15 protein-coding genes are annotated in these 19,989 nt (G+C 58.1%); 10 read left to right on the forward strand and 5 right to left on the reverse strand.

Annotated elements, in window-relative coordinates:
- Window positions 1–1,172: 1,172 nt before the first annotated feature.
- Both ACVMB0_RS37235 and ACVMB0_RS37240 read right to left on the reverse strand, forming a co-directional pair.
- Window positions 1,173–2,009 carry a YopT-type cysteine protease domain-containing protein gene (locus ACVMB0_RS37235; RefSeq protein WP_461349416.1) on the reverse strand — a complete coding sequence of 279 codons (837 nt, stop codon included), beginning with the start codon at window positions 2,007–2,009 and terminating at the stop codon, window positions 1,173–1,175.
- A gap of 505 nt (window positions 2,010–2,514) precedes the next feature.
- Complete coding sequence (locus tag ACVMB0_RS37240; protein WP_461349417.1) at window positions 2,515–2,850, reverse strand: DUF7694 domain-containing protein; 336 nt, start codon at window positions 2,848–2,850, stop codon at window positions 2,515–2,517.
- 3,405 nt (window positions 2,851–6,255) lie between these two features.
- Between ACVMB0_RS37240 and ACVMB0_RS37245 the strand changes: the two genes are divergently transcribed.
- The 8 genes from ACVMB0_RS37245 to ACVMB0_RS37280 all read left to right on the forward strand — a co-directional run bounded on the left by ACVMB0_RS37245 (window position 6,256) and on the right by ACVMB0_RS37280 (window position 13,053).
- On the forward strand, window positions 6,256–6,621 hold the full coding sequence (locus tag ACVMB0_RS37245) for a biotin carboxylase N-terminal domain-containing protein (protein WP_461349780.1): 366 nt from the start codon (window positions 6,256–6,258) through the stop codon (window positions 6,619–6,621).
- A 164-nt stretch (window positions 6,622–6,785) separates the two neighbouring features.
- A complete protein-coding gene (gene trpD, locus ACVMB0_RS37250) occupies window positions 6,786–7,835 on the forward strand; it encodes an anthranilate phosphoribosyltransferase (RefSeq protein WP_461349781.1) in 1,050 nt (349 codons plus the stop codon).
- 210 nt (window positions 7,836–8,045) lie between these two features.
- Complete coding sequence (locus ACVMB0_RS37255) at window positions 8,046–8,228, forward strand: hypothetical protein (protein WP_253624336.1); 183 nt, start codon at window positions 8,046–8,048, stop codon at window positions 8,226–8,228.
- Between the two features lie 107 nt (window positions 8,229–8,335).
- Entirely contained in the window at window positions 8,336–8,794 is a 459-nt protein-coding gene (locus ACVMB0_RS37260) for a flavin reductase family protein (protein ID WP_461349418.1), read from the forward strand.
- Between the two features lie 365 nt (window positions 8,795–9,159).
- Window positions 9,160–10,284 carry a M20 family metallopeptidase gene (locus ACVMB0_RS37265; protein ID WP_461349419.1) on the forward strand — a complete coding sequence of 375 codons (1,125 nt, stop codon included), beginning with the start codon at window positions 9,160–9,162 and terminating at the stop codon, window positions 10,282–10,284.
- Between the two features lie 782 nt (window positions 10,285–11,066).
- Window positions 11,067–11,342: a hypothetical protein gene (locus ACVMB0_RS37270; protein WP_461349420.1), complete on the forward strand. Its 276-nt coding sequence runs from the start codon at window positions 11,067–11,069 to the stop codon at window positions 11,340–11,342.
- Window positions 11,314–11,589, forward strand: a complete 276-nt coding sequence (locus ACVMB0_RS37275) for a hypothetical protein (RefSeq protein WP_461349421.1) — start codon at window positions 11,314–11,316, stop codon at window positions 11,587–11,589. Before ACVMB0_RS37270 ends, ACVMB0_RS37275 begins: the two co-directional genes overlap by 29 nt.
- A gap of 168 nt (window positions 11,590–11,757) precedes the next feature.
- Window positions 11,758–13,053, forward strand: a complete 1,296-nt coding sequence (locus ACVMB0_RS37280) for a preATP grasp domain-containing protein (protein ID WP_461349422.1) — start codon at window positions 11,758–11,760, stop codon at window positions 13,051–13,053.
- 199 nt (window positions 13,054–13,252) lie between these two features.
- Here the strand turns inward: ACVMB0_RS37280 and ACVMB0_RS37285 are convergent, their stop codons facing one another.
- The 3 genes from ACVMB0_RS37285 to ACVMB0_RS37295 form a co-directional block, all read right to left on the reverse strand.
- Window positions 13,253–14,188 (reverse strand): hypothetical protein, encoded by a 936-nt coding sequence (locus ACVMB0_RS37285; protein WP_461349423.1) that lies wholly within the window; start codon window positions 14,186–14,188, stop codon window positions 13,253–13,255.
- Between the two features lie 1,642 nt (window positions 14,189–15,830).
- Window positions 15,831–16,517 carry a 2OG-Fe(II) oxygenase family protein gene (locus ACVMB0_RS37290; protein WP_461349424.1) on the reverse strand — a complete coding sequence of 229 codons (687 nt, stop codon included), beginning with the start codon at window positions 16,515–16,517 and terminating at the stop codon, window positions 15,831–15,833.
- Window positions 16,518–16,522: 5 nt separating this feature from the next.
- Window positions 16,523–17,746 carry a GFA family protein gene (locus ACVMB0_RS37295; RefSeq protein WP_461349425.1) on the reverse strand — a complete coding sequence of 408 codons (1,224 nt, stop codon included), beginning with the start codon at window positions 17,744–17,746 and terminating at the stop codon, window positions 16,523–16,525.
- Between ACVMB0_RS37295 and ACVMB0_RS37300 the strand changes: the two genes are divergently transcribed.
- On the forward strand, window positions 17,745–17,948 hold the full coding sequence (locus tag ACVMB0_RS37300) for a hypothetical protein (protein WP_461349426.1): 204 nt from the start codon (window positions 17,745–17,747) through the stop codon (window positions 17,946–17,948). The two genes, ACVMB0_RS37295 and ACVMB0_RS37300, sit on opposite strands and share 2 nt — an antisense overlap.
- A 653-nt stretch (window positions 17,949–18,601) precedes the next feature.
- The gene (gene tcuC, locus ACVMB0_RS37305; RefSeq protein WP_461349427.1) at window positions 18,602–19,954 is read left to right on the forward strand and encodes a tricarballylate/proton symporter TcuC; all 1,353 of its coding nucleotides are present in this window, start codon (window positions 18,602–18,604) and stop codon (window positions 19,952–19,954) included.
- Window positions 19,955–19,989 lie beyond the last annotated feature (35 nt).

Below are 19,989 nucleotides of genomic sequence, written 5' to 3' on the forward strand. Positions count from 1 at the left end.
ACCGATCCTGAAAACACCCGAATAGACATCCAGATAATTCGCCACGACAACGGGAATACGCGCGCGGCTTGATAGGTTACGGCTCCCATCGGGTTGCGGATCCAGGGCGTTCAAAGCGTGTCACACACTGTTTGAATACCTCTAGACCCTCTCCTAGCTGGACACGTCACGTGTCGATTCACCTCAGCTCGCAACCTGGCCACCCTCTCCACCTCTGCTTAGTCAATCTCACGGATCGCCCCTGGAGCGGTCGAGATGACGCCGTGAAGAAGCAAGCGGCGCGCCAATTCAAAATCGCTGATTCTGCCCATGCCGCGGCCTGCATTTAGGTCGACCACCAACATTTTGTCGCGAACCTGACAGACGGCTCGGCAGGGCCGGCAGGAGTCCGCCACAGGCTCTTTCCCATTACTCCCTTACGAGCAACGGCGACCTGTGGGCTGGGCAACCGGCGCCGGCCCTGGGCGACTGCGAGGTCACGATCTACGCCGGGCGACCATTCCGGCCATTGCAAGGTTTCAGATGATGCTGCCCAAGCGGACGACCGCGCAGCGATCAAATAGGCCCGCGCGAAAGGGATGCATGCGCTCTCACTGGACGAGATCCGATAGCTTGCTGCGAAACACGGACCTTACCGACCAGCCGATTGCGCTTCGGAGCAGGTCGCGCGCGCCGCTGAGAACTGGCCGGCGAACATGCCGGCCTCCGCAGGTCGACAAAGCCATTGAAGCCAACACCAGGAGCTTAACCCTGTTTTTGAAAGGTTGAGACGGCTTCAATCTTGTGCCTCAAGGAGCCGAGTGGTCGCCCCAACTCAACCGAGACCATTCAACAGACACCGTTATTGCGCCTTCCCGCGCAGTGCAATCCGGGCGTAGGGCGACTCAGCCCCTTAAGTTTGAGGCAGGCGTGCTCTGTCGTGCGTGAGCTATCGGCCAAGCAAGCAAGGCAATCTCGCGAACGTACAGCACCTCATGCGCGACCATCGTGAATCTCGGCGCCAAGCTACGATACCTTCAGGCCACTACCGGAACGTGGGCAGCAAATTCGATCTTCGATGGCTTCGGAGTTGGCACCTCAAACCAATGCGGCTTCCGATCTCGATCGTTGCCGTCATGCAAGACAATTCGGGCGAGGACGTCGGACTGGCCTCCGGAGCCCTGATATGCCACTCACGTCATTCTTTGCGTGACGACCGTGGATATTCGAAGCTTGTTCGGGGGATTCCTGTATCGGTCGCCGAGACTTTTGAACAACTCGCCCATCTGGTCTGACCGAACCGCAAATTCTCCATAATTTGGATCAAACAGGGTCGTCATTCCATTCGATGTCGAGGTCGCAATTGTATGCGCGTCACGCGGTTTAAAACGCAGGCTCATCAGATAGACCGATGGATCGTGGGTAACTTCATGCACTATCCGGGCAATTCCGGAGGACGTTCCAAACTCATATCGAGTCTGAGCGTTCGCAGGATCTAATCCCGCCTCCCGCAACATAGCGGTTTTTGCCTGAAGGTTGGTAGAATCCCCCGCCCTGTCACTTCGCAACAACGCCTTGAGATCTTCATACCGTCGCTGCCGCACTGCCGCCGAGGCATGATTTTCAGCGCCCGGTACCAGCGCGCGCATTCGAGACGATGGACTTCTGGCGAGATTGAGGAGCCACTCAGCTGCCAAGCCCACGCAGATGCCATTGACATTGGCGCCAGATAATTCGGCAGTTCTGTATCGGAACAAAGGCTGGCTCGGCTCCGCCGGAGAGGCTGAACTTGAACCGGAAGACAGAGAAGAGGTGGTGAGGTCCGATGAGACCGGGGTGTGGACGTTCGCATCCGAGGTATGCGGCCTGCTGCAGCAGAGCCCCATTTTATCCGACAGCTCTTCGGGAGGCAGGCTCTCTTCCTGCGCGAGAGCCGTAAGCACTTGCTCGAAGTTGCTGTTATCCGTCGACTGACTCAGTTCATCCGCTTGATCGGCGCGCGCGGCTTGGTCAATTACCGGATTGAACATGGCGGTCCCGTGCCTCTAGCGTATGCTTGCCTGGACCGAGTGGGGCTGGGCGAGCTCTACCTGCGAATGGTATTGCGGCAAGCTGACGACGAGCTGACGAGCAAGAATAGGTTGGAGAAGCCGCCGCATGGCGTCTCTTGGATGGCCACCTTTTCCGCTACCTAATCCCGGCCGAAATGCCGGCGCCCTGGTCGACGACTTCAAGGATACGGAGTGGCCGGGCACAGTCGTCGGTGGATGCAATTTTATCCCGAGCTCGGGTTTGGCGCGGCTCTCCACGCAGATTTGACGCGGCGATGGCCCGATTCTGACGATGTCGTTCCCTCAATTCGCCAGCACAGGACTCGCCGGGCCGGTGCGTTATCATCACCTCCTGTTTCGCTGGGCTGGCAAGCCCGCGACGTAAGGCAAACGCAACAGCCGACACCTTCCGTTGCGGTGTGGGGCTGACAACAGCGCCGGACCACTGCTTTTCATCTGCCACGCGGACAATCCTTAGCCTACCTCATAATGCGGTCGCACTCATGCGGGCAAACCACATTGCCGCCTCCGATGGGCCGAGCCCAACGACGCCTACAAAGCCCGATGGCGGCATTGGGATGTCCCGATGAGTTGGCCTCCACAGATGCAGGCAATACCGACTGTTATTTACATATTGCGAGTGTGGGGGATGCAGCTGCATCACGCATTCCTCTTCATCCCAGAACAGGTCTTTGACGAAGCACATCTCTTCCCAATTCGGACAACGTCGCGGCGTTGAGATAGCGACATGCTCCCAACCAGGACGAATTAATCCGCTGATCCTCAGTTCACAGCCGCAAGGTCCCTGTACAACGAACATGCCGCAAGGACCTGATCCTGGAAGGCTGGCAAACTGGCCATATTGTACGCGACCGGCCTCCAGCCTCTCTATTATTTGCGTCCGCACGTTTCCTCCTTTGCCTCGTGGACCGCCTTGAAGTCGATGTAGATGACGTTGTTGTTTTGCAACTCACAACTTGGCGCATGTTCCGTCCTCTTTGGGACGGCGCTCCAATACCATTCTTCAGCGAACCACCTGCTGAGAAAGCCGCAGATGTCCATCACTTGTTCTCCTGTCTTTTTGGACGCTGACGCCCTGCCCAGGGCGCTTGCCAGTCCTTGCGGGGCCTTTATTGCCCGAATGCAAACCGTGCAAGATCCACTCGATAATGACCCGGCGCATAGGTTGAGAATTGCCACTCTGGGAGGCTCGGCGGTCATGGGAGCCGACATCTCGATCACCGCACAAGGCCCATGCGGAGCGCCTTGCTCATCGACTGCAGTGTACACCGCCGAACAACGTGCGCATCAGCATACGATGTATGCCTTGAGCTTTAGCAGTTAACGAGCAATGTTTCGTTGCGTGCGCCGCGTCGAGGTCTCGCGGAGATGCGCTTGATCCTACAGAGGCGTCGAGGGCCACCACCTCATCGCCGCCGGATCGACCACAATGCTTGGTATGCGCTCCGACATGGCCTGACATCTACATTCCATTATCGCTCGCAATACCACAGCATATTTCGCCTATCCTCGTTCAATGCTTCGCAAGGGCGATATTGCTGCCTCACCACCTGTCCTACGATCATTCGCCGCTTTCTGCTCACCGGCTCTGAAACAGTGCCAATGCGTCATCTATGTGACCGTAATTGATTCGTGCGGTAGCAAAATCGAAATGCGCTCGCGTCACGCCGTGACGGTTAAGCATACATTGTCCCCATGCCGATAACATCCATGGGTTGATGAGATCTCGTAAGCTAGTGGTCAGAGAAGCTGATTAGTCTATCTTGAGGCACTGCAATCGCGCTGCCGCCGCCTGCCCCTTTGTCGCGTCCCTACAATGCAACTCCCAACCCCTATTTGTCGAATGTCGCTAGCGAGCTCCTGCCTTCTTTCGATGCCGATGTCGCCTTCCGGACACCAAGGTCGCAACTCCGACCAAGGGCAGCGAGCTCGCGTGGCTTCCTTCGCATCAAGGCTGCGCCGGCACCTGTCCGCTCGTGGCATGCTGATTGCTGCAGTTGAGTCCAGGCTGAGTCCAGGCGCCACTTATCTGGCTATTTGTTTAGTTCTGAGCGATGCGCTGCCCAGCGCCCCTCAGCGTTGGTAGCACCTCCTCTAACCGCCCATTGCATGAGAACGGCATCACCTGGATGGAGGTGGCGCTGCAGACAAGACTCTGACAACCCGAACCATGAAGGAAGACTGCGAACTTATGAACGACACGATGCATCCGGAAACCAACCGTTACCCGCGGACCAGTGCGGCACGTGGTCAATGACTCACTGGCGCGCACCGAAGGACCCCACTGCCAGGAATTATGGTGCCGATTGCCGTTGTTCGCAGGCGCAACGGCGATGGAATCTATGGCCGCTGGCCGCACTCCTCTTGGGTGCGCTGCTCTGGGCCAGCATTTACTGGATCGTCGCGGCGGTCTTATGAGCCAAAGAAGCTCGCAGAACCGAAAAATCGCAAGGGAAGCTGCGTCGGGTGGCACGCCCACGTACCTCCCGACCTCGGCGGTTCGATTGCAGGGCAGGAATATGCCCGCCGTCAGCGGGAAGCGGGCGCTTCTTTCACGAACCAGCCTTGTCTTTCACGAGCCAGCCTTGCGCCCCGGCTTGGCTAGCGGGATATGAATTCGCAACTGAGGCAAGAAGACGCACCCGGCATACCGTGCCGAACCAGCTTCGAGGCCACTCAATGTGCCTCGAAGCCAAACGGCCCATCGTGGACCAAAGCGCCACCTTCAGCGCTACTTACTTGGATGCGACGATTGCCGAGTGACATTTGCTCCGCGATTGGCGCTGCGGCCGTCCAGCTGAGGCGCGGCTTCTCGAAGCCCAGCAAAGCCCTACAGCTCTCGCTCTGGCCATGTTTCGTCCTCCCTTCTACGCGTCTGCCACTCTTGGGCACGCCGAGCCAGCTTATCGTACTCGATCGCAACGTTAAGAAGCCTGTCTCTGGGTTTACCGTAAGCGAGTCCTTCCGCCTTTTTTCGCGTTGCTTCCGCACGGCTTCGCCAGTGGTCGGGCTGATAGAGTTTACTTTTCGGATTCATGCCGTGAGCATGCAATTGAGACATCAAAGAAATGCGACACCGGCGCTCCGTATAATCACGTAAGAGCCGGCGGCCATCAAAGCGCCGTTCGCCACCGCAGAGGATACTCGGTTGACTTGATTCAAGAAGAGGGTTGAATCATACGCAGCGTCAGATTGTACGATCCTGGACAGGCCGGGAGCGCCTCCGGCAATCCAGACGCTTGCTGCAGGCAATGAGAAGAGCGAATGTGTCGAACATCTAGACTCACCCCGCGAGAGTCGCGCGGGATCACACGCTTTTGCAGACACGTGCCTGTTCACACGTTATCCGAGGCTACCTCGGCTAGCGGCGGAAGCAATCGGGCCCTTCGAACATTTCTACAGAAGGCATCATCCCGATCGCCGTCTCCACATTAATGTGGAGCGCAGGCCGACTACACTAAGCATGACCTGCTGGTGTCCCAGCAGGGTTCGTTACGCAGGATCAATTGCGTCATCAGCTGGCGCACCTGGCGTTTGGCCCATCTCTCTGCCTCGATAAGTCCGGCACCAGCCCGCAGGTCTTGTTCGATCCCGTATCGCGCCCGCGTGACGGCAACTATCGGCCGTGAGGTGGGGCTGCGCTCAAACACCGAAAGACGTACCACGCCGAATACCTCAGGACATCGAGGCATATCAGAGTAAGCGAAACGGCACTCGGGGCATTGCACCTGGCGCTACACGTCTATTGGCCGACGGACAGACGATTTTGCGCTTCGCTCAAGACATCGCAGACCTACCACTCTTAAGGAATGGCATGACTCAATACCAACTGACCGGTTTGGCTTCGCTCCTAAAATCCTGCCGCGCCGTCGCTCTAGCTGCCGCAGTGACTGCTGTAATCCCGCGGCAGGTAAACGCGCAAGATCAAGCCCCGACTCCCGAGGAGAGACAGGCGTGTATGGAGGACGTGTTCCGCCTTTGCAGCAATCACATACCGAGCTACGTCGCTATCCTTGCTTGCCTCAGATCCAAGCACAGCAGCCTCAGCCAGCAATGCCGTTACGTGATCTCCTCACGAGATATGGGCAAGAACGGCGGTACCTCGAAGTAGAGGATCAGGTGGCCTGTTCGCCCGCCTCACGTTCCGAGATAGCCGACCTCGCACACCGTACTGATCGCCAACAGGGGCGAGATAGCCGCCCGCATCGTCAAAACATTACGTAGGCTTGGACTCCGTTCCGCAATTGCCTACCACGAACTAGATACGAGAACACCCGCCGTCTCCATAGCCGACCTGGCCATTCAGGTCGGCGGCAGAACGCCGATCACAAGTTATCTCGCTCCTGGGCAGATCATCGCGGCCACCGACCAGGCGCGCGCCGGCGCGCTGCTCCCGGCTATGGGCTACTTTCCGAAATGCGGAGTTCGCCAGAGCCGTGACAATCGCCGGCGTTGCGTTCGCCATCCTTGCTGGCGCAGCGACGGCACCGCTCTCATCGGCCAGCGATCTCTTGACGGCATCCACGACATGGAGAGCTTGACCCTCACGTTGCGTCAGGTTGTAGCCTAGACAAAATGGCGGTGCCCAAACCACCCGATCACTCAAACGTCGACGTTCGGGCGTGCGTCGATGGGCAAGACGGCTTCATCAAGACAGGCAGTGCCATGTCTCTTCAACAAACGCCCCCGTTGAATCGAAACGCTTCGGATGCCGACAATGAACGTGTAAAGTCGATGGAAGCGCTGAAATCAATTATCGGTAAAGTTGCTACCGGCGCCACCCTGACCCGTGCGGAAGCTGCGTCAGCATTCGACGGCCTGTTGTCGGGTCATGCGACTCCGTCGCAGATCGGCGGCTTGTTGATGGGTTTGCGAGTCAGGGGCGAAACGATCGAAGAGGTCACCGGTGCCGTCTCAGCGGTACGCGAGAGAATGCCGCGGATCGAGATCGCATGCGATCCCATCAATATGGTTAGTACGAGCGATACCGTTGCGTATTCGGCCGCCGTCATGACCTGCGCCTCATTTATCGTCGCCGGAGCCGACGTTCCTGTCGCCAGGCATGCCCACAGCGATACATCTTCAAGTCCTAGCACGGCAGGCATGTTGGCGCATCTCGGTGTCAACGTTGACCTCAAGCCTGAGGCCGTTGCGCGCTGTGTCAACGAAGCCGGAATCGGCTTCTCATTTGCGTCGGCCCATTATCCAGCGATGCAGCGCGTCGGCCAGATCCGGACCGCACTTGGGACCCATACCATCCTTAACCTCATCGGGCCCCTGTCCAATCCGACCAGGGCCAAGCGGCAGATCGTTGGGACATTTGCTCGCGAATGGGTGCAGCCTCTGGCTTACGTGTTGAAAAACCTCGGCGTCGAATCGGCATGGGTGGTTCATGGCTCTGACGGAGTCGGCGAAGTTACCCTCGCCGGACCGACCTTTGTTGCTGCGCTTGCGGCCGGCACAGTGCGCACCTTTGAAGTAACGCCGGAACAAGCCGGGCTTGCCCGCTGCGACAAGGAGACGCTGGAGAGCGGCGAAGCGAAGGCCAATGCCGTCGCCGTGCAAGACGTACTCAATGGCATTCCAGGTCGACTTCGCGACGCTGCACTTTTAAATGCGGCGGCGACACTGATCGTGGCTGGCCGCATCCAGACGCTGCAGGAGGGCGTCGCCCTTGCACAACATGCGCTTGACGGTGGCGGCGCAGCCGTTCGACTGAAACGCCTGATTGCGGTCTCCAACGGCTCCGGGTTCGAAGGAGATTCCGGCGGAGGCCGATCGTGACAAGCGCTAAGCAATTTCAGCGAATGGGCGTCGACTCCTTGGTGCTCTCGATGAGCATGCGCCGCCTGCCGCGCGCCGATCAAGGCAATCCGCGTTAAGCACGCGGGTTCGAGAGCCGTTCATGTTCATCAGCGAGAATCTGCTCCGGGCCTGTTGCCGAGAGAGAGAGACCCGCGGCGTGCGCCGCGTTCCAAAGGAGATAATCAGATAATGTCATCGCAGAAGCTGGAAGCACTCGGATCCATCGCAATGATAGAACACATCATTCGAAAGTTTCGTGAATTGATCGATACGGATGGCTCGATCCCGCCCGAGCTGCGGGGTTCGCTGCACGCGACGCTCGATGTGCATCTTCTAGATGCAAAAAAGCGTGTTCTCTTGCGAGTGCATTGAGCGCGCTAACCAGGGCGGGACTCCGGTCGAAAGCTGATTATGAAGCACCAGTTTTCCCCAGGGTAGGGAAACTGCTGTCTATCCAGCCGGCAGACCTCCGTCCGGCAATGCGAACTCTGGCAAGCGGTACCGCCATCGTGACGCCCGGAGCGGCCGGCGGACGACGTCGACTGATAGCGAATTCCATGACTCCATCTGCATCCCACTCGTCGTGCTTGCTTGTCGGCATTCGCTCCTCTGAGTTGCATGACGCGATACTTGGTAGGTGCAGTTCTGCAATCAATCTTATCCGCAGCGACGAGGAGGACTTAGTCTGCGTTTTTGCGGCCAGGAGGGAGCGACACGTTCATCGCTTCGGCACCGCTTCCTGGGCTCAAGGCATGATTGATGTGCCGTTATTGTACCAAGCATTTTGCGCGCTCGAATGCGCGTGGTATGACGACAAGATCATTGGCACACATAGGATCTTTATCGGACAAGTTGCCGCAGCGCGGACTGGCCACGGCTGTACATTGTTCAATTTCGAGCGCGCGCTTCGAGTTCTGCGCAGAACGTCGTTAGAATAGAATACGTATTGAGCGGACGACCGGTACTGGAGCGACAGTTATCAAACAATCATCCCGCCGACTCGTGGATTGGTTTGGTTCTTACGGGCTACCTCACGTTGAGAAGCACGCATTCCTCGCGACTAGCTACACTTTCCTACCGCATGCTGGACCCACATGGTCCACGACGTAAACTACCAGCTTTGGTAGCTCAGTTCTCCTCGGTAGGCGCGTAGCATCGCGGCAAGATCGTGGTTCAAACGCGCACTGCGTCGCAATAGACGGCCAAGCTGAGATCTCCGTGCTCGATCTCGATGCGGGCAAGTGGGCGTACCATGATCTTGGGTGAGTGATGAAAGTTCAGATTCGAGGGGCATCAGACAACTATGTCCAGTCACCCGTTTGAAACCTCCGCGATCCTCGATGGCATCCGCCGATGGGTCGAACTCGAGTCGCCGACGGAGCGGCCGGATCAGCTCAACAAGCTGGCTGACGTGGTAGCGGCAGGCTATCGTGACCTACCGGCGACCATCGAACGCATTGCGGGACGCGAGGGTTGCGGCGATCACCTGGTCACGCGTTCGTCCTGGGGACAAGGCGTGCCGGGCATTCTGGTTTTGAGCCATCTCGACACAGTTCATCCGATGGGATCCATAAGACGACTACCGTTCAAAATCAACGGTGACAGCGCGTTCGGCCCGGGCACCTACGACATGAAGGGCGGTGCCTATCTGGCCTATCATGCATTTCGGCAGATCTGCGCCGACGACGCACGCCCACCGCTCGGCATCACCCACCTCTACGTGTCGGATGAGGAGATCGGCAGCCCGACCTCGCGGGCGCTGGTCGAGGCAGAGGGCCGCAAGGCGAAATATGTGCTGGTTACCGAACCAGCGCGCGACGGCGGCAAGGTCATCACCGGGCGCAAGGGCGTTGGCCGCTTCGATGTGCTCATCAAGGGCGCATCGGCGCACGCCGGTACACGTCCCGAGGACGGCCGTAGCGCGATCCGGGAACTAGCCAATGTGATCCAGACGCTCGAGGCAATGAACGACCTTTCGCGCGGCATCACCGTCAACGTTGGCGTCGTCCGCGGCGGCACTAAACCAAATGTAGTCGCCGAACAGGCTTATGCGGAAGTCGATCTGCGCGTGCCGACCATGGCTCATGCAGACGAGTTGGTGCCAAAAATCCTCCGAATGACCTCGCGCACCGATGACGTTCGCCTGAAAGTATTGGGCGGCTTGAACCGTCCTCCCTATGAGAAGAGCAAGGCCGGCGCTACGCTCTACGAACACGCCAGGCAACTTGCCGCTGAGATCGGTTTCGATCTGCTCGACGCGTTCAGCGGCGGCGGCTCCGACGCCAATTTCACCGCGCCGCATACCGCAACCCTCGATGGCCTGGGCGTAGACGGCAAGGGCGCGCATACGCATTATGAGCAACTCTATATTTCATCGATCGAACCTCGCGCGCGGCTGCTGTATCGCCTCTGTCAGACACTGCGATAACCACGAAACGGGAGGTGAGCGTGCCTAAGCGGAAGTTGTCGCGAATCGGCTACAGCTGCGAGCAGTCGATCGCTGGAGTTGCGAGCCTCTCCAACAAGGACCCGGTCAGCAGCAGAGCCGTTCTCATAAGAGCGCAACTTTCTGACGCAAATCGCGCTGCAAGCTCTCCACCCACCCCCGGGGTCTACCCCGACATACCCATTGGGATGTACACGCAGGTTGTCAGAAAGGACTTGAAACGGACGTAACGTTAAGTTGTACGATATTTCGGTTGGCACGCATCTTCATCCGCCGCCGGGACTGACGAATGTCTCAGCTGGTCAGAACAATCCCGCACCCTGGTTGGTCATGATCTTCATCCCTGGCGGCCTGTCGGTCGAAACAGTAACGCAGCGCGCCTTGAACGCAGCCTTACGCCTCGCGGCTAGTTGCAATGGTCGGGCATTGCAGAATCGCAACATTGTGGCTGGCGCAAGTCGGCCCAGCAACGAGCAGGTGACGTGAGAAGAGATCAATGCAGAGTTCGATGCAGCGCCCCTGCAGGGCGCGGCCTCTTCCCGATATTGAACCCCAACCCCTCTTCTGGCGGAACACAGTCCCAAAAGCGTTCCGCCGAACCGGCTCTTCGCTCCGTTCATGCCGGCCTGCCGGTGGGTTCTCGTCGCGGAGATGTGCGACCGGCCGTGAACCTCCAGAGGATTTCAACGGGCCCCCGCTGCAAGTATCACTCGGCGTGAACGGAACGGCACCGAAGAGATTGCCTGGTATCCTGGAGCAGCAAGTTGAAAGAGCCTGACGGCGTCAACAAGGTCTTGTTGATCGATCATATTGAAGGCCAGTGCCGGGCCATCATCGGCTTCAAGGATGGAGACGCCAGAGCTGCCTATATGTGCGGCGAGCCTGTCTGTCAAAGACCAGGCAAGAAACAGTCGTCATGGTGCGCTTACCACTACGGGCAGATGCACACCACCACTGCTGAGCCAAGCAGAATGAGTAATCAATCGCCAGCGATTGGCCAGGCAATATCCGTTGATCGCGCCCGTAACGACCATCAATAGCTGCGTTGTCCTGCCGAAAGTCGTGATTATCGCTTGTGCAACGGACGCCGAACCATGTGATGGCGGCCTCGCGAGCGCGTTGCGAGGTCGCGCCCGGATCGAAGCAGAAGCGCTGATGGCGCATGTCCGGTCGCGGCTCGCCCGTTTCAAGGTTCCAAGCGAGATCATTTTCACGCAGGGGAAGGTCCAGCATTTTGCGCCGAAGGAAGCCAGCAGGCAATCAAGCGGCAAGGGAGGCGGCAGTTGAGTTCGGCGGATGCAGACACGCCGTGCTTTCCAGCAATCCTACCGATGATGCCACGAAATGATCTTGTCGGCCGCATTTCCAGGTCACGGGCAGCCAGTTCATCCGTTTTTGCTAATGCTCTCTGAGTAACCGACTACGCAAAGGTGACCGATGCCACGGATCATAATCATGAATGCCGGTACGCCCCAAATGTCGGGCTCCGATCTGACAGCAGCTCAACTCGCGCTCGCTGCCAACTCGGCTTACCGTTCGACGTGGTTTGCTGAGGAGGGTGATCTGATCGTCTCGCCACTTTCCATCCCGGCAGATCTGCTCTCCTACATCGGCGAGATACTTGATTTCGACGCCTCAAGCGTTTCATTGCTTGTACCTGAATTTGGTCACGAAGCGCCGGTCCTGAATGATTGCACCCTGCTGTCCAGCAGCATCGTTGAGGGACTCAACAGCCATATTCGTCAAGCATGTTCGTGGAGCATGTATCCCTGCTACTCCAGCGAAGGCGTCGCGCGATTGGCGGCGATGCTGGGCATTCCGCAAACCGGGCACGATTTCGCTCTGCAGCGAGGACCTGATCTGCTGAACCGCAAGAGCCATTTCCGTCAATTGGCGACAAGTGTCGCGCTTCCGATGCCAAATGGAATCGTCACGACGAACTCGAACGAATTGTTCCGGGCGGTCGACTTGCTCCGGCACGAAACCGGCAGGGTCATCGTGAAGCTGGACAATGGGGCCGGCGGCGTCGGAAATATCATCCTGGCCAGTAACGAAAGCGGTCCACTGCCTGGGGCAAGAGATACACGGCGGATTCTATGGCCGTCGTTTGATCCTGACGCACTTTGGGCCGAGATGGCCACGGCGTCGTGCAGCACGCTGGTCGTGGAATCATATCACCTTGCCAGGTCCCTCTTCTATCTTGAGTATGAGATCGAGAATGATGGTTTAATCTTCATCAACAGTGGAAACATACGTCTGCGTCGAAGCACAGATCAATCCGAAAAGGCTCTGATCTGGACAGGACTAGAGCTTCCAAGCGATCTGAGGAATGAGCAATGGTTGACTGCGCAGACGCATGCTCACCGCTTCGTGTCCCTTGTCCGCAATCTAGGATATCGCGGACCGGTTAATATTGACGCCATTTTCACGAACGACGGGCGGCTGCTCTTCAATGAAGCGAACGGCCGCTGGGGTGGCGGCTCGGTATTACACAGCATTGCCGTCCGGCTCCTGGGCTTCGACTACTCCGGCTCCCACGTTATTTCATCCGTGAGGAATGTTCGATCGGGTTCGCTCAAGGCTGCACATGAACGTTTCGCCAGGGAGGGTTTTCTATTCGATGGCACACGCAAGCAGGGCGTGATCCCGCTCGCCAGTGACCAGGAGGCTGGCACGGTGGAGTGCCTCGTGATTGCGTATGACCGGCCCGCCGCCGGCGATCTCAAACAACGGCTACTCACATTGGCTTGATTGGGGTCATGGTAACCGCATGTATCCTGCCACTCCAATCATTCGAACTTACCCCTGCTTCCGACAGTGTGCTGGAGGACGGTACCTGGGAGGTGACCGGGATCCGCGTCCATCTCGCCTGATGCGGATATCCGTTACCGGCTGCGCTGTTCAGCCGACAGACGGATCCGGGCGAAAACCGTCGGTCGGATGGAGTCCGTCAGCGTAAGGCGCGATCAGTCCCGAGGCGATCCTGAAGCGCCGGTCGATCGGCGATGAGGCGCTCGAGGTGCAGCGGCTCACGGTCCGGCCGCTCTCCTTGCGCCAATCGTCCGACCAACGCTCGCGTCGCGTCCACCACGAAGACTCCGCAATCATGACCGTTCTGCTGCTGGGCCATCCGTGCCGCTTGCAAGCGGGAGCCAAGACGTGCTGCCAGCTGTTCTGCAACGGCATAGGTCCTGGCAAGCTTTGATGTGCCGGCGGCGGCCGCGTCTTCCTTGTACTGCTTGATGAGTGCTGCGTCGTCCGGATAGGCTTTTAGGTCAGGTTGGCCTGCGACGGGTGCAACTCCGCCCGCTGCCTGAGAGGTCCGCAGATGAGCCAGTGCCGTACGCACATTCGTGGCACCGCCCTTTGCTATGAATTCCTCGATCTCTTCATCCAGGCGCTCGTGGTCAAGCCGTTCCGCTATTGGTTGCCTGTCGTTGCCAAAGAGCCAGCGGCCGAAGCCTAAGAGATAATCTACATTACTGCTGGCTGTGCGCTCGGCAGCCCCGCCCCTGAGGAGCGCTTCCCTGAGCCCGAGAATGAGGGGAATATCCTCAGAATAAAGGAGATCGGCGCTGCGCCCGATCTGGCCTGCTTGCCGAGCCAGATAAGCCGAGGGGCTCGGCTGATCCATGACGCTCGAGGGCGCATCCTGCTCGTGACCTTGCGCAGGCAGCATCTCTGGCCAGCCGACCGTTCGCTGCCACACGCTGTCGGGCGCAACGACGTCTGCCGACCGCATTTCATCCGTTCCGACCGCGGCTTCCGTATCGGGACGAATACCGCCATCAAGCTCGACCGCGTCGTCGCCGGCCAGAGTCTTTCGCAAGTGGGCTAGTGCAGCTCGAACCTTCGGGTGATGATCGGGGGTGGCCTCATAGCGCATGAGGTCTTCATCCAGCGACTTGTCGTGAAGCCGGGCAGCGATGGCGAGCTTGGCATTGTTACGTAGGTACTCACTGAATCTGCCTAGGGCAGTTCCATACTTGTATGCTGTCGCTGCTTCCTTCTTGCCCTCGTTAATGACAGTCGACTTGTACTCCTTGATGAGCTCGGCGTCCTGAGCAAAGGGGCAAGTCCGCGGGATAGCCCCCCTCCGCCCGACACCTGAGAGGTCCGCAGATGGCCGAGCGCAGTGAGGATACCCCGCCCGCCAATCTCTTCGAAAGCCGCTGCATCGCTGTCCAGCGTACTGTCGTGAAGACGCTGGGCAATTCCCTGCTTGCTGTGTTTGACGAGCCAGCGTCCTAACCTGAGAAGCGAATCGACGTGCCCTTTTGCAGTACGTTCCTTGAATCCGCGCTTGATGAGTGCTGCTCTCAACCCCTCGACGAGAGGCACATCTTCAGAATAAAGGGGCTCACCGCTACGGCCTGCGAAAGCCCACACTGCCTGCCCCCGAGGGCAGCAGCATCGCCCGGGAGCTTCCGCCATACGATAGCGTCGAATATTCATGCTGATCGGTATCCGTAAGGGGCAGCCCCACGCTTCGTGATGCGCCGACCAGCTGGGCGGAGGTCTGCTCCGGCACGCCACTACCCGCATTGGCGATCTCTCTCAGCTGTTGTCCGAATGCCGCCGCGTCCGCCAAGGGGGAGACCGACGAGTTGTCTTGCGCGCCCGCGCTGCCCGACTGCTGAAGCGCGCGACCAGGAGAGGGAAAGTTCATTCGCAGTCACTTTCGACGGTGAAATATCTGGGCCTCGGCTGCGGCAAGGGACAATCGGCGATCGAGCGAGTGCGATTAGAGCATCAGCTAACCGCTTCTCTTTCGCCTGTCCTTTGCACTAGACCCTGGTTTCGCCACACCGTCCCAAATGGTCCCAGCATCCGCCTGCTTTGCTAGGTCGGATAGCTGTCAAGAACCTGACGAGCCCGTAGCTTTCTACGAGCGGCGCGACAACACGGTCGTGCACGCGCCGGAACACCCGCAGTTCGAAAACAGTGACGAAGTTCCGCGACGTTGCCCCGGTATACTTATGAGGCAGGTTGCGCGATTCTGCCGATCGTGGCTTCCATGGCCCGGATCAGCATTCTGGCAGCCTGGGCGAGGAGCAGCCTGTCCGCGCGGGTGTTTGCGTCGACTCCCTTAAGCCAGAGCAATTTCGGTCGCCGAATTCACCATCTACCGCCACGCTCATTGCAGCAAGCGATCAGCTGACGATGGGTGCCAACGAAGGCATCGCCGCATAGGCCCCCCAAAACAAATGGACCCGGCAAAAAACGTATTCACTGCTCGAAACACCCGGTTCCCGCGTTGACCAACGTTGGCGCACCTCGACCCGGTAGAATCTGGAACCGCCGACGCGCCTTTGTGGGCGCGAGCTCGCTCCGGGGATCCTGGCGGGTCACCACGTCATTCCTTTCCGAATGGCTCTCGCCGACGGCCCTCACCGGAGCCAACCTGAAAGCGCGCGCCGCAGCGACAAACCATCTCGCAAGACAGATCTTCTGCAAGATGGGTGCGATCTGCCGATCTCACTGCCTGAGAGCACTTGCGCCACTCAACCTATTCGCAAGTTTTTGAGCTAACTTGCTTTATGGCCGCTGGTAGAGCTTTCGATGATGCGCCGGTTTGTGCCGCTGCGCTTCGAACAGAAGTAGACCAGCGACCGGCGCTCCCCGGCGGATACAGGCTTCACCTCATGGCGCAGCCTACATGTTGTGACGAGCACCGCACCAAGTGGTGGTCGAAATATCTGCTGCTCATACGCGCTCGGATATACGACGAATTCACCCCCCTCAAAATCCTGCGCGAGCTGCACAATTACGGAGTATTCAAAGTCTGGATCGCTCTCGGCATCCAAATGGATGCCGACAAACGAACCAGGCGGCATACGATGCAACTGGCATCTGCGAATCACATAATCCGACGATGCTCCCAGGATCCGTTTTAAGGCGAAGCCGCGGTCCTTCCTTTCAAGTAGATCGATGATTTGCCCCGCCGCTGCGCCATCCACGTTGCTGGGATTGCGGCCGGGCGGGTCCACCCTTACGCGTTTGACGAACACGTTGTGCGAGTCGCCTGCATCTCCCAATCGCACCTCTTCTTCGGGAATCTCAGCCTGCAGCTGATTGATCCTTGCCAATTCATCCTGCGTAAATAACGTCTGGGGGCTGATCACGATCGTACCCTTCACCAGCAGCTCTACGCGGAATTTCGTCAGAGCCTCTTCTGAAAGTAGGCCTTTTTTGTCATTTGCTGAACGTGCCATTGGGTTCACTCCGGGGTTTGTTCTTCAATGCAGAGCCAGGATCCTGGTCGCTTCGAGCGGAATGCTTGTTCCCAATGCTCGCCATCGAACTCGTCTATTCTGATGCCTTCGATCGTTCTTTTATCCAGGCATCGAACATTGACGCTGAATCCGGAGGGATTCGACCGCGGCCGATAGAACGGCTTGACGCCGCAAACCCGGCAAAACGTGTGCCGGGCGATGTTCTTATTGAACTGGTAAGTGGTGAGGAATTCTTCGCCGCATTCAATCGTGAGCCTATCGCCAGGTACCGGCAAATGCATAAATCCGGACATCCGGCAGATCGAGCAATTGCATCGAACTGCAGATAGCTGCCGCGGCGCCAGCACGAGGAATTTGACAGAACCACAATGACAATGGCCACGGTGTTCGATTTCAGCTCGGTCATTTTGCTCAAGTGAGGAAATTCGGAGCAGATCCTGGCACCACTTTAAATTCAGTCGATAGGCCCGATCGAACTCGTCCAGAAAACGACCATTGCGATCCGCCGAGACAAGTTCGCCAATGAGGCGGCTTGTCATCTCTCCATGATACTTTTCGGCCGGATCTTCTCCACCGACGTGGCTGCGGAAGTACTCAAGATCGTCGGGCCGCGTGTCAAAGGTTTTGACCGTGGTGGTCCACAGCGCCTGGATCATCTCCGCAGCGTGCAGCTCAAAGGCGACCATGTAGGCGCAACGCACCACGGGGTCTTTTGCTGATAATCCGTCATAGAGAGAATGCAGGTACCGGTTCGTCGTGGCGCTATAGTTGGGCCGTATTGCTCTGCCGAGCAGTCGCGATGCATCCCTTCTGAACAGGTTCGAGTGAAACTTTTCGGTCAGCAGAATGTCGGGTAGCGCCGGCTTGCCACCCTGGATAATTCGGCCATAGCCGCCCGTCTCATCCCAGCAAATGAAGTTTGCGACGACGCTGGTCAGCTCAATATCCCTGGGAAGGTCCCGATTATGATGCATTGCATCGAATATGAGATCCTTTTGCGATCCTGCCTGCAGATAGGGAAACGCCTGCGACATCGCCAGATATTCAGGCAGCAGGCTAGCAAACTGCTCTTTGGACAGTTCCTTAGCAAAGGGATGTGTGCCAAACAGAGCTCGCGCGCGCTCAGTCAAATGCGCGCAAAATATCTGCGGAGGCTGATCCGGCGAAAATCGAGAAGCGTCAGAAGACGTCATTTGGACGATGGCCATGAGGAGAGAACAAACCCTGAAGAAACGAATTTTCGTCGTGACCAACTATTGGCCAGTCGAGACAGAAGAGCTCGATGGCTCGATGGCGCTCGTGACCGCCGTCGCCTTCCAGGCGAGTTCTACTCTTTGCATCCTCGCGGCCCCCTTAGCCGGGCGTCTTGAGCCCAATCCTTTTCACACATGGAGCACGCCCATTGATTGATGCGGCGACAACCCTGTCAGAAAAAGGAGGCGCACCTGCCGCGCTCTTGAGAGTTTCAGCCGCGATCTGCACGAGATGTCGGCAGCCCGCCGCCACGAGCATCTGAGAAAACACCGCCGCTGGTTCTTACCGGTTCCGCCTGCACTCGTCCGCTCCTGTTGTCTCGCACGTTTTCAGCAATCGTCATGCCAAAACCTGCTCTCACGCTATAAGCTTCGGAATAGTTTGGGAAAACGTTCATGCAGGCTCGTCAGGGCAAGTGTCTTGTGTCTGACACGGTTTGCATGGCTGTCGGAGATCGAGCAGCGAATAAGTGTCAGCCTCTGCCCGCAAGGGACATACGTCCTTGACCACCGAGATCGCTCCAACCAGCCTCATAGCTGCCGTGAGTCGGCAAACGAATCACCTTCTGAATTCTCAATTTTGGTTTGAAATGAAGTTAGCTTGCGGCAATTGTCGTTGAGATCTGCTGGTGCTCTGCGAACCGGCGCTGAAATATCTGCACTAATCTAATTATCGCCGAAAATACGCCGAAAAGATCTGGCGCCTTCCGCGCGGCCGGTAATGTCACCAACGACAAAGTCACGGCCTGACGCAATTGGGCTGGCGTGAGGTTTTCCGAACCGGCCATTCTTGACGGGAAGGAAACTCGCGTGTCACATAGACTTATTCAGCCCGGGACGGTTAAATCGCGCCTCAATGCGATCCTGCGTGCAACCAGCGGCAATTTCCTGGAGCAATTCGACTTTTTCCTGTTTGGCTTTTACGCCAGCGCTATCGGACGAGCCTTCTTCCCGTCCGAAAGTGAAACAGCCTCGTTGCTCAACACCTTCGGCGTGTTCTGGTTGGGAGCCTTAATGCGTCCAGTAGGCGCAATCGTCCTCGGCGCCTATATCGACCAGATCGGCCGTCGAAAAGGCCTGATCATCACGCTATCGATCATGGCGATCGGCACTGTCATCATCGCCTTCTGTCCTAGTTACGCGACCATTGGCATTGCTGCCCCGATTATCGTTTTGGCCGGACGGCTGCTCCAGGGTTTTTCCGCCGGCGTCGAGGTCGGCGGCGTTTCAGTCTACCTGGCGGAGATCGCAACCCCAGGCAATCGCGGCTTCTATACCTCCTTTCAATCGTCCAGCCAGCAGGTCGCGATCTTTGTCGCGGCGAGCGTGGGCTACCTGCTGAACGAGTCGATGCCGGCCGAAACCGTTGCCTCCTGGGGGTGGCGCATTCCGTTCTTTCTCGGCTGCCTTATCATCCCGCTTATCTTCCTTCTTCGTCGAACACTGGAGGAAACGCCGGAATTTCTGGCGATGAAGAAGCACCCGAAAGCCCGCGAGATCTTTGCCTCGGCGCTGGTCAGCTGGCGCGTGGTCGTTCTCGGAATGATGATGGCGATCCTGAGCACAACGACCTTCTATTTCGTCACCGTTTACACGCCCACTTTCGGCAAGACAGTCTTGAAGCTATCCGCTCAGGACGCTCTCCTTGTTACGCTCCTGGTCGCCATGACCAATTTCTTCTGGAATCCGATTGGCGGCGCCGTCTCCGACCGTATCGGCCGAAAGCCAGTTCTGCTCGCCATTGCCGGCCTTGCATTGATGACCGCGTATCCGGCTTTGAACTGGCTGGTAAGCGCTCCCACCTTCGGGAAGATGTTGGCGGTCGCGATGATGTTCTCGTTCTATTTTGGCACCTACAGCGGAACTATGTTGGGCGCGCTCGTTGAGATCGTGCCCGCGCATGTGCGCACAACTTGCTTTTCTTTGGCCTTCGCACTTGCGGCCGCCTTGTTTGGGACCTTTACTCCATTGGCCTCGACCTGGCTCATTGAGCGGACCAACGACAAGGCCTCCCCGGGGTATTGGCTGATGTTTTCAGCCGCGCTCGGCATCATCGCGGCACTGACGATCTATCGGGGCACCCCCAAACCGTCGAGAACCGTGGACCGTTCACACCCTGAACCAAAGGACAGCACTTTGGGCGTGCAGACGGCATCGCCCTAGCATGATGCTTCCTGATGCAGACCGGTTTCGCCTCG

It is taken from the genome of Bradyrhizobium sp. USDA 4451 (assembly GCF_054822585.1).

What these genes read in the sequence shown, in the direction of transcription:
- trpD (WP_461349781.1), top strand. Translation starts at nt 6,786, where the DNA reads ATGGAAGCGCTGAAATCAATTATCGGTAAAGTTGCTACCGGCGCCACC.
- ACVMB0_RS37255 (WP_253624336.1), top strand. Translation starts at nt 8,046, where the DNA reads ATGTCATCGCAGAAGCTGGAAGCACTCGGATCCATCGCAATGATAGAA.
- ACVMB0_RS37280 (WP_461349422.1), top strand. Translation starts at nt 11,758, where the DNA reads ATGAATGCCGGTACGCCCCAAATGTCGGGCTCCGATCTGACAGCAGCT.
- ACVMB0_RS37240 (WP_461349417.1), bottom strand. Translation starts at nt 2,850, where the DNA reads ATGTTCGTTGTACAGGGACCTTGCGGCTGTGAACTGAGGATCAGCGGA.
- ACVMB0_RS37300 (WP_461349426.1), top strand. Translation starts at nt 17,745, where the DNA reads ATGAGGAGAGAACAAACCCTGAAGAAACGAATTTTCGTCGTGACCAAC.
- ACVMB0_RS37290 (WP_461349424.1), bottom strand. Translation starts at nt 16,517, where the DNA reads ATGGCACGTTCAGCAAATGACAAAAAAGGCCTACTTTCAGAAGAGGCT.
- ACVMB0_RS37265 (WP_461349419.1), top strand. Translation starts at nt 9,160, where the DNA reads ATGTCCAGTCACCCGTTTGAAACCTCCGCGATCCTCGATGGCATCCGC.
- ACVMB0_RS37260 (WP_461349418.1), top strand. Translation starts at nt 8,336, where the DNA reads ATGCGAACTCTGGCAAGCGGTACCGCCATCGTGACGCCCGGAGCGGCC.
- ACVMB0_RS37285 (WP_461349423.1), bottom strand. Translation starts at nt 14,188, where the DNA reads ATGCGCTATGAGGCCACCCCCGATCATCACCCGAAGGTTCGAGCTGCA.
- ACVMB0_RS37235 (WP_461349416.1), bottom strand. Translation starts at nt 2,009, where the DNA reads ATGTTCAATCCGGTAATTGACCAAGCCGCGCGCGCCGATCAAGCGGAT.
- ACVMB0_RS37295 (WP_461349425.1), bottom strand. Translation starts at nt 17,746, where the DNA reads ATGGCCATCGTCCAAATGACGTCTTCTGACGCTTCTCGATTTTCGCCG.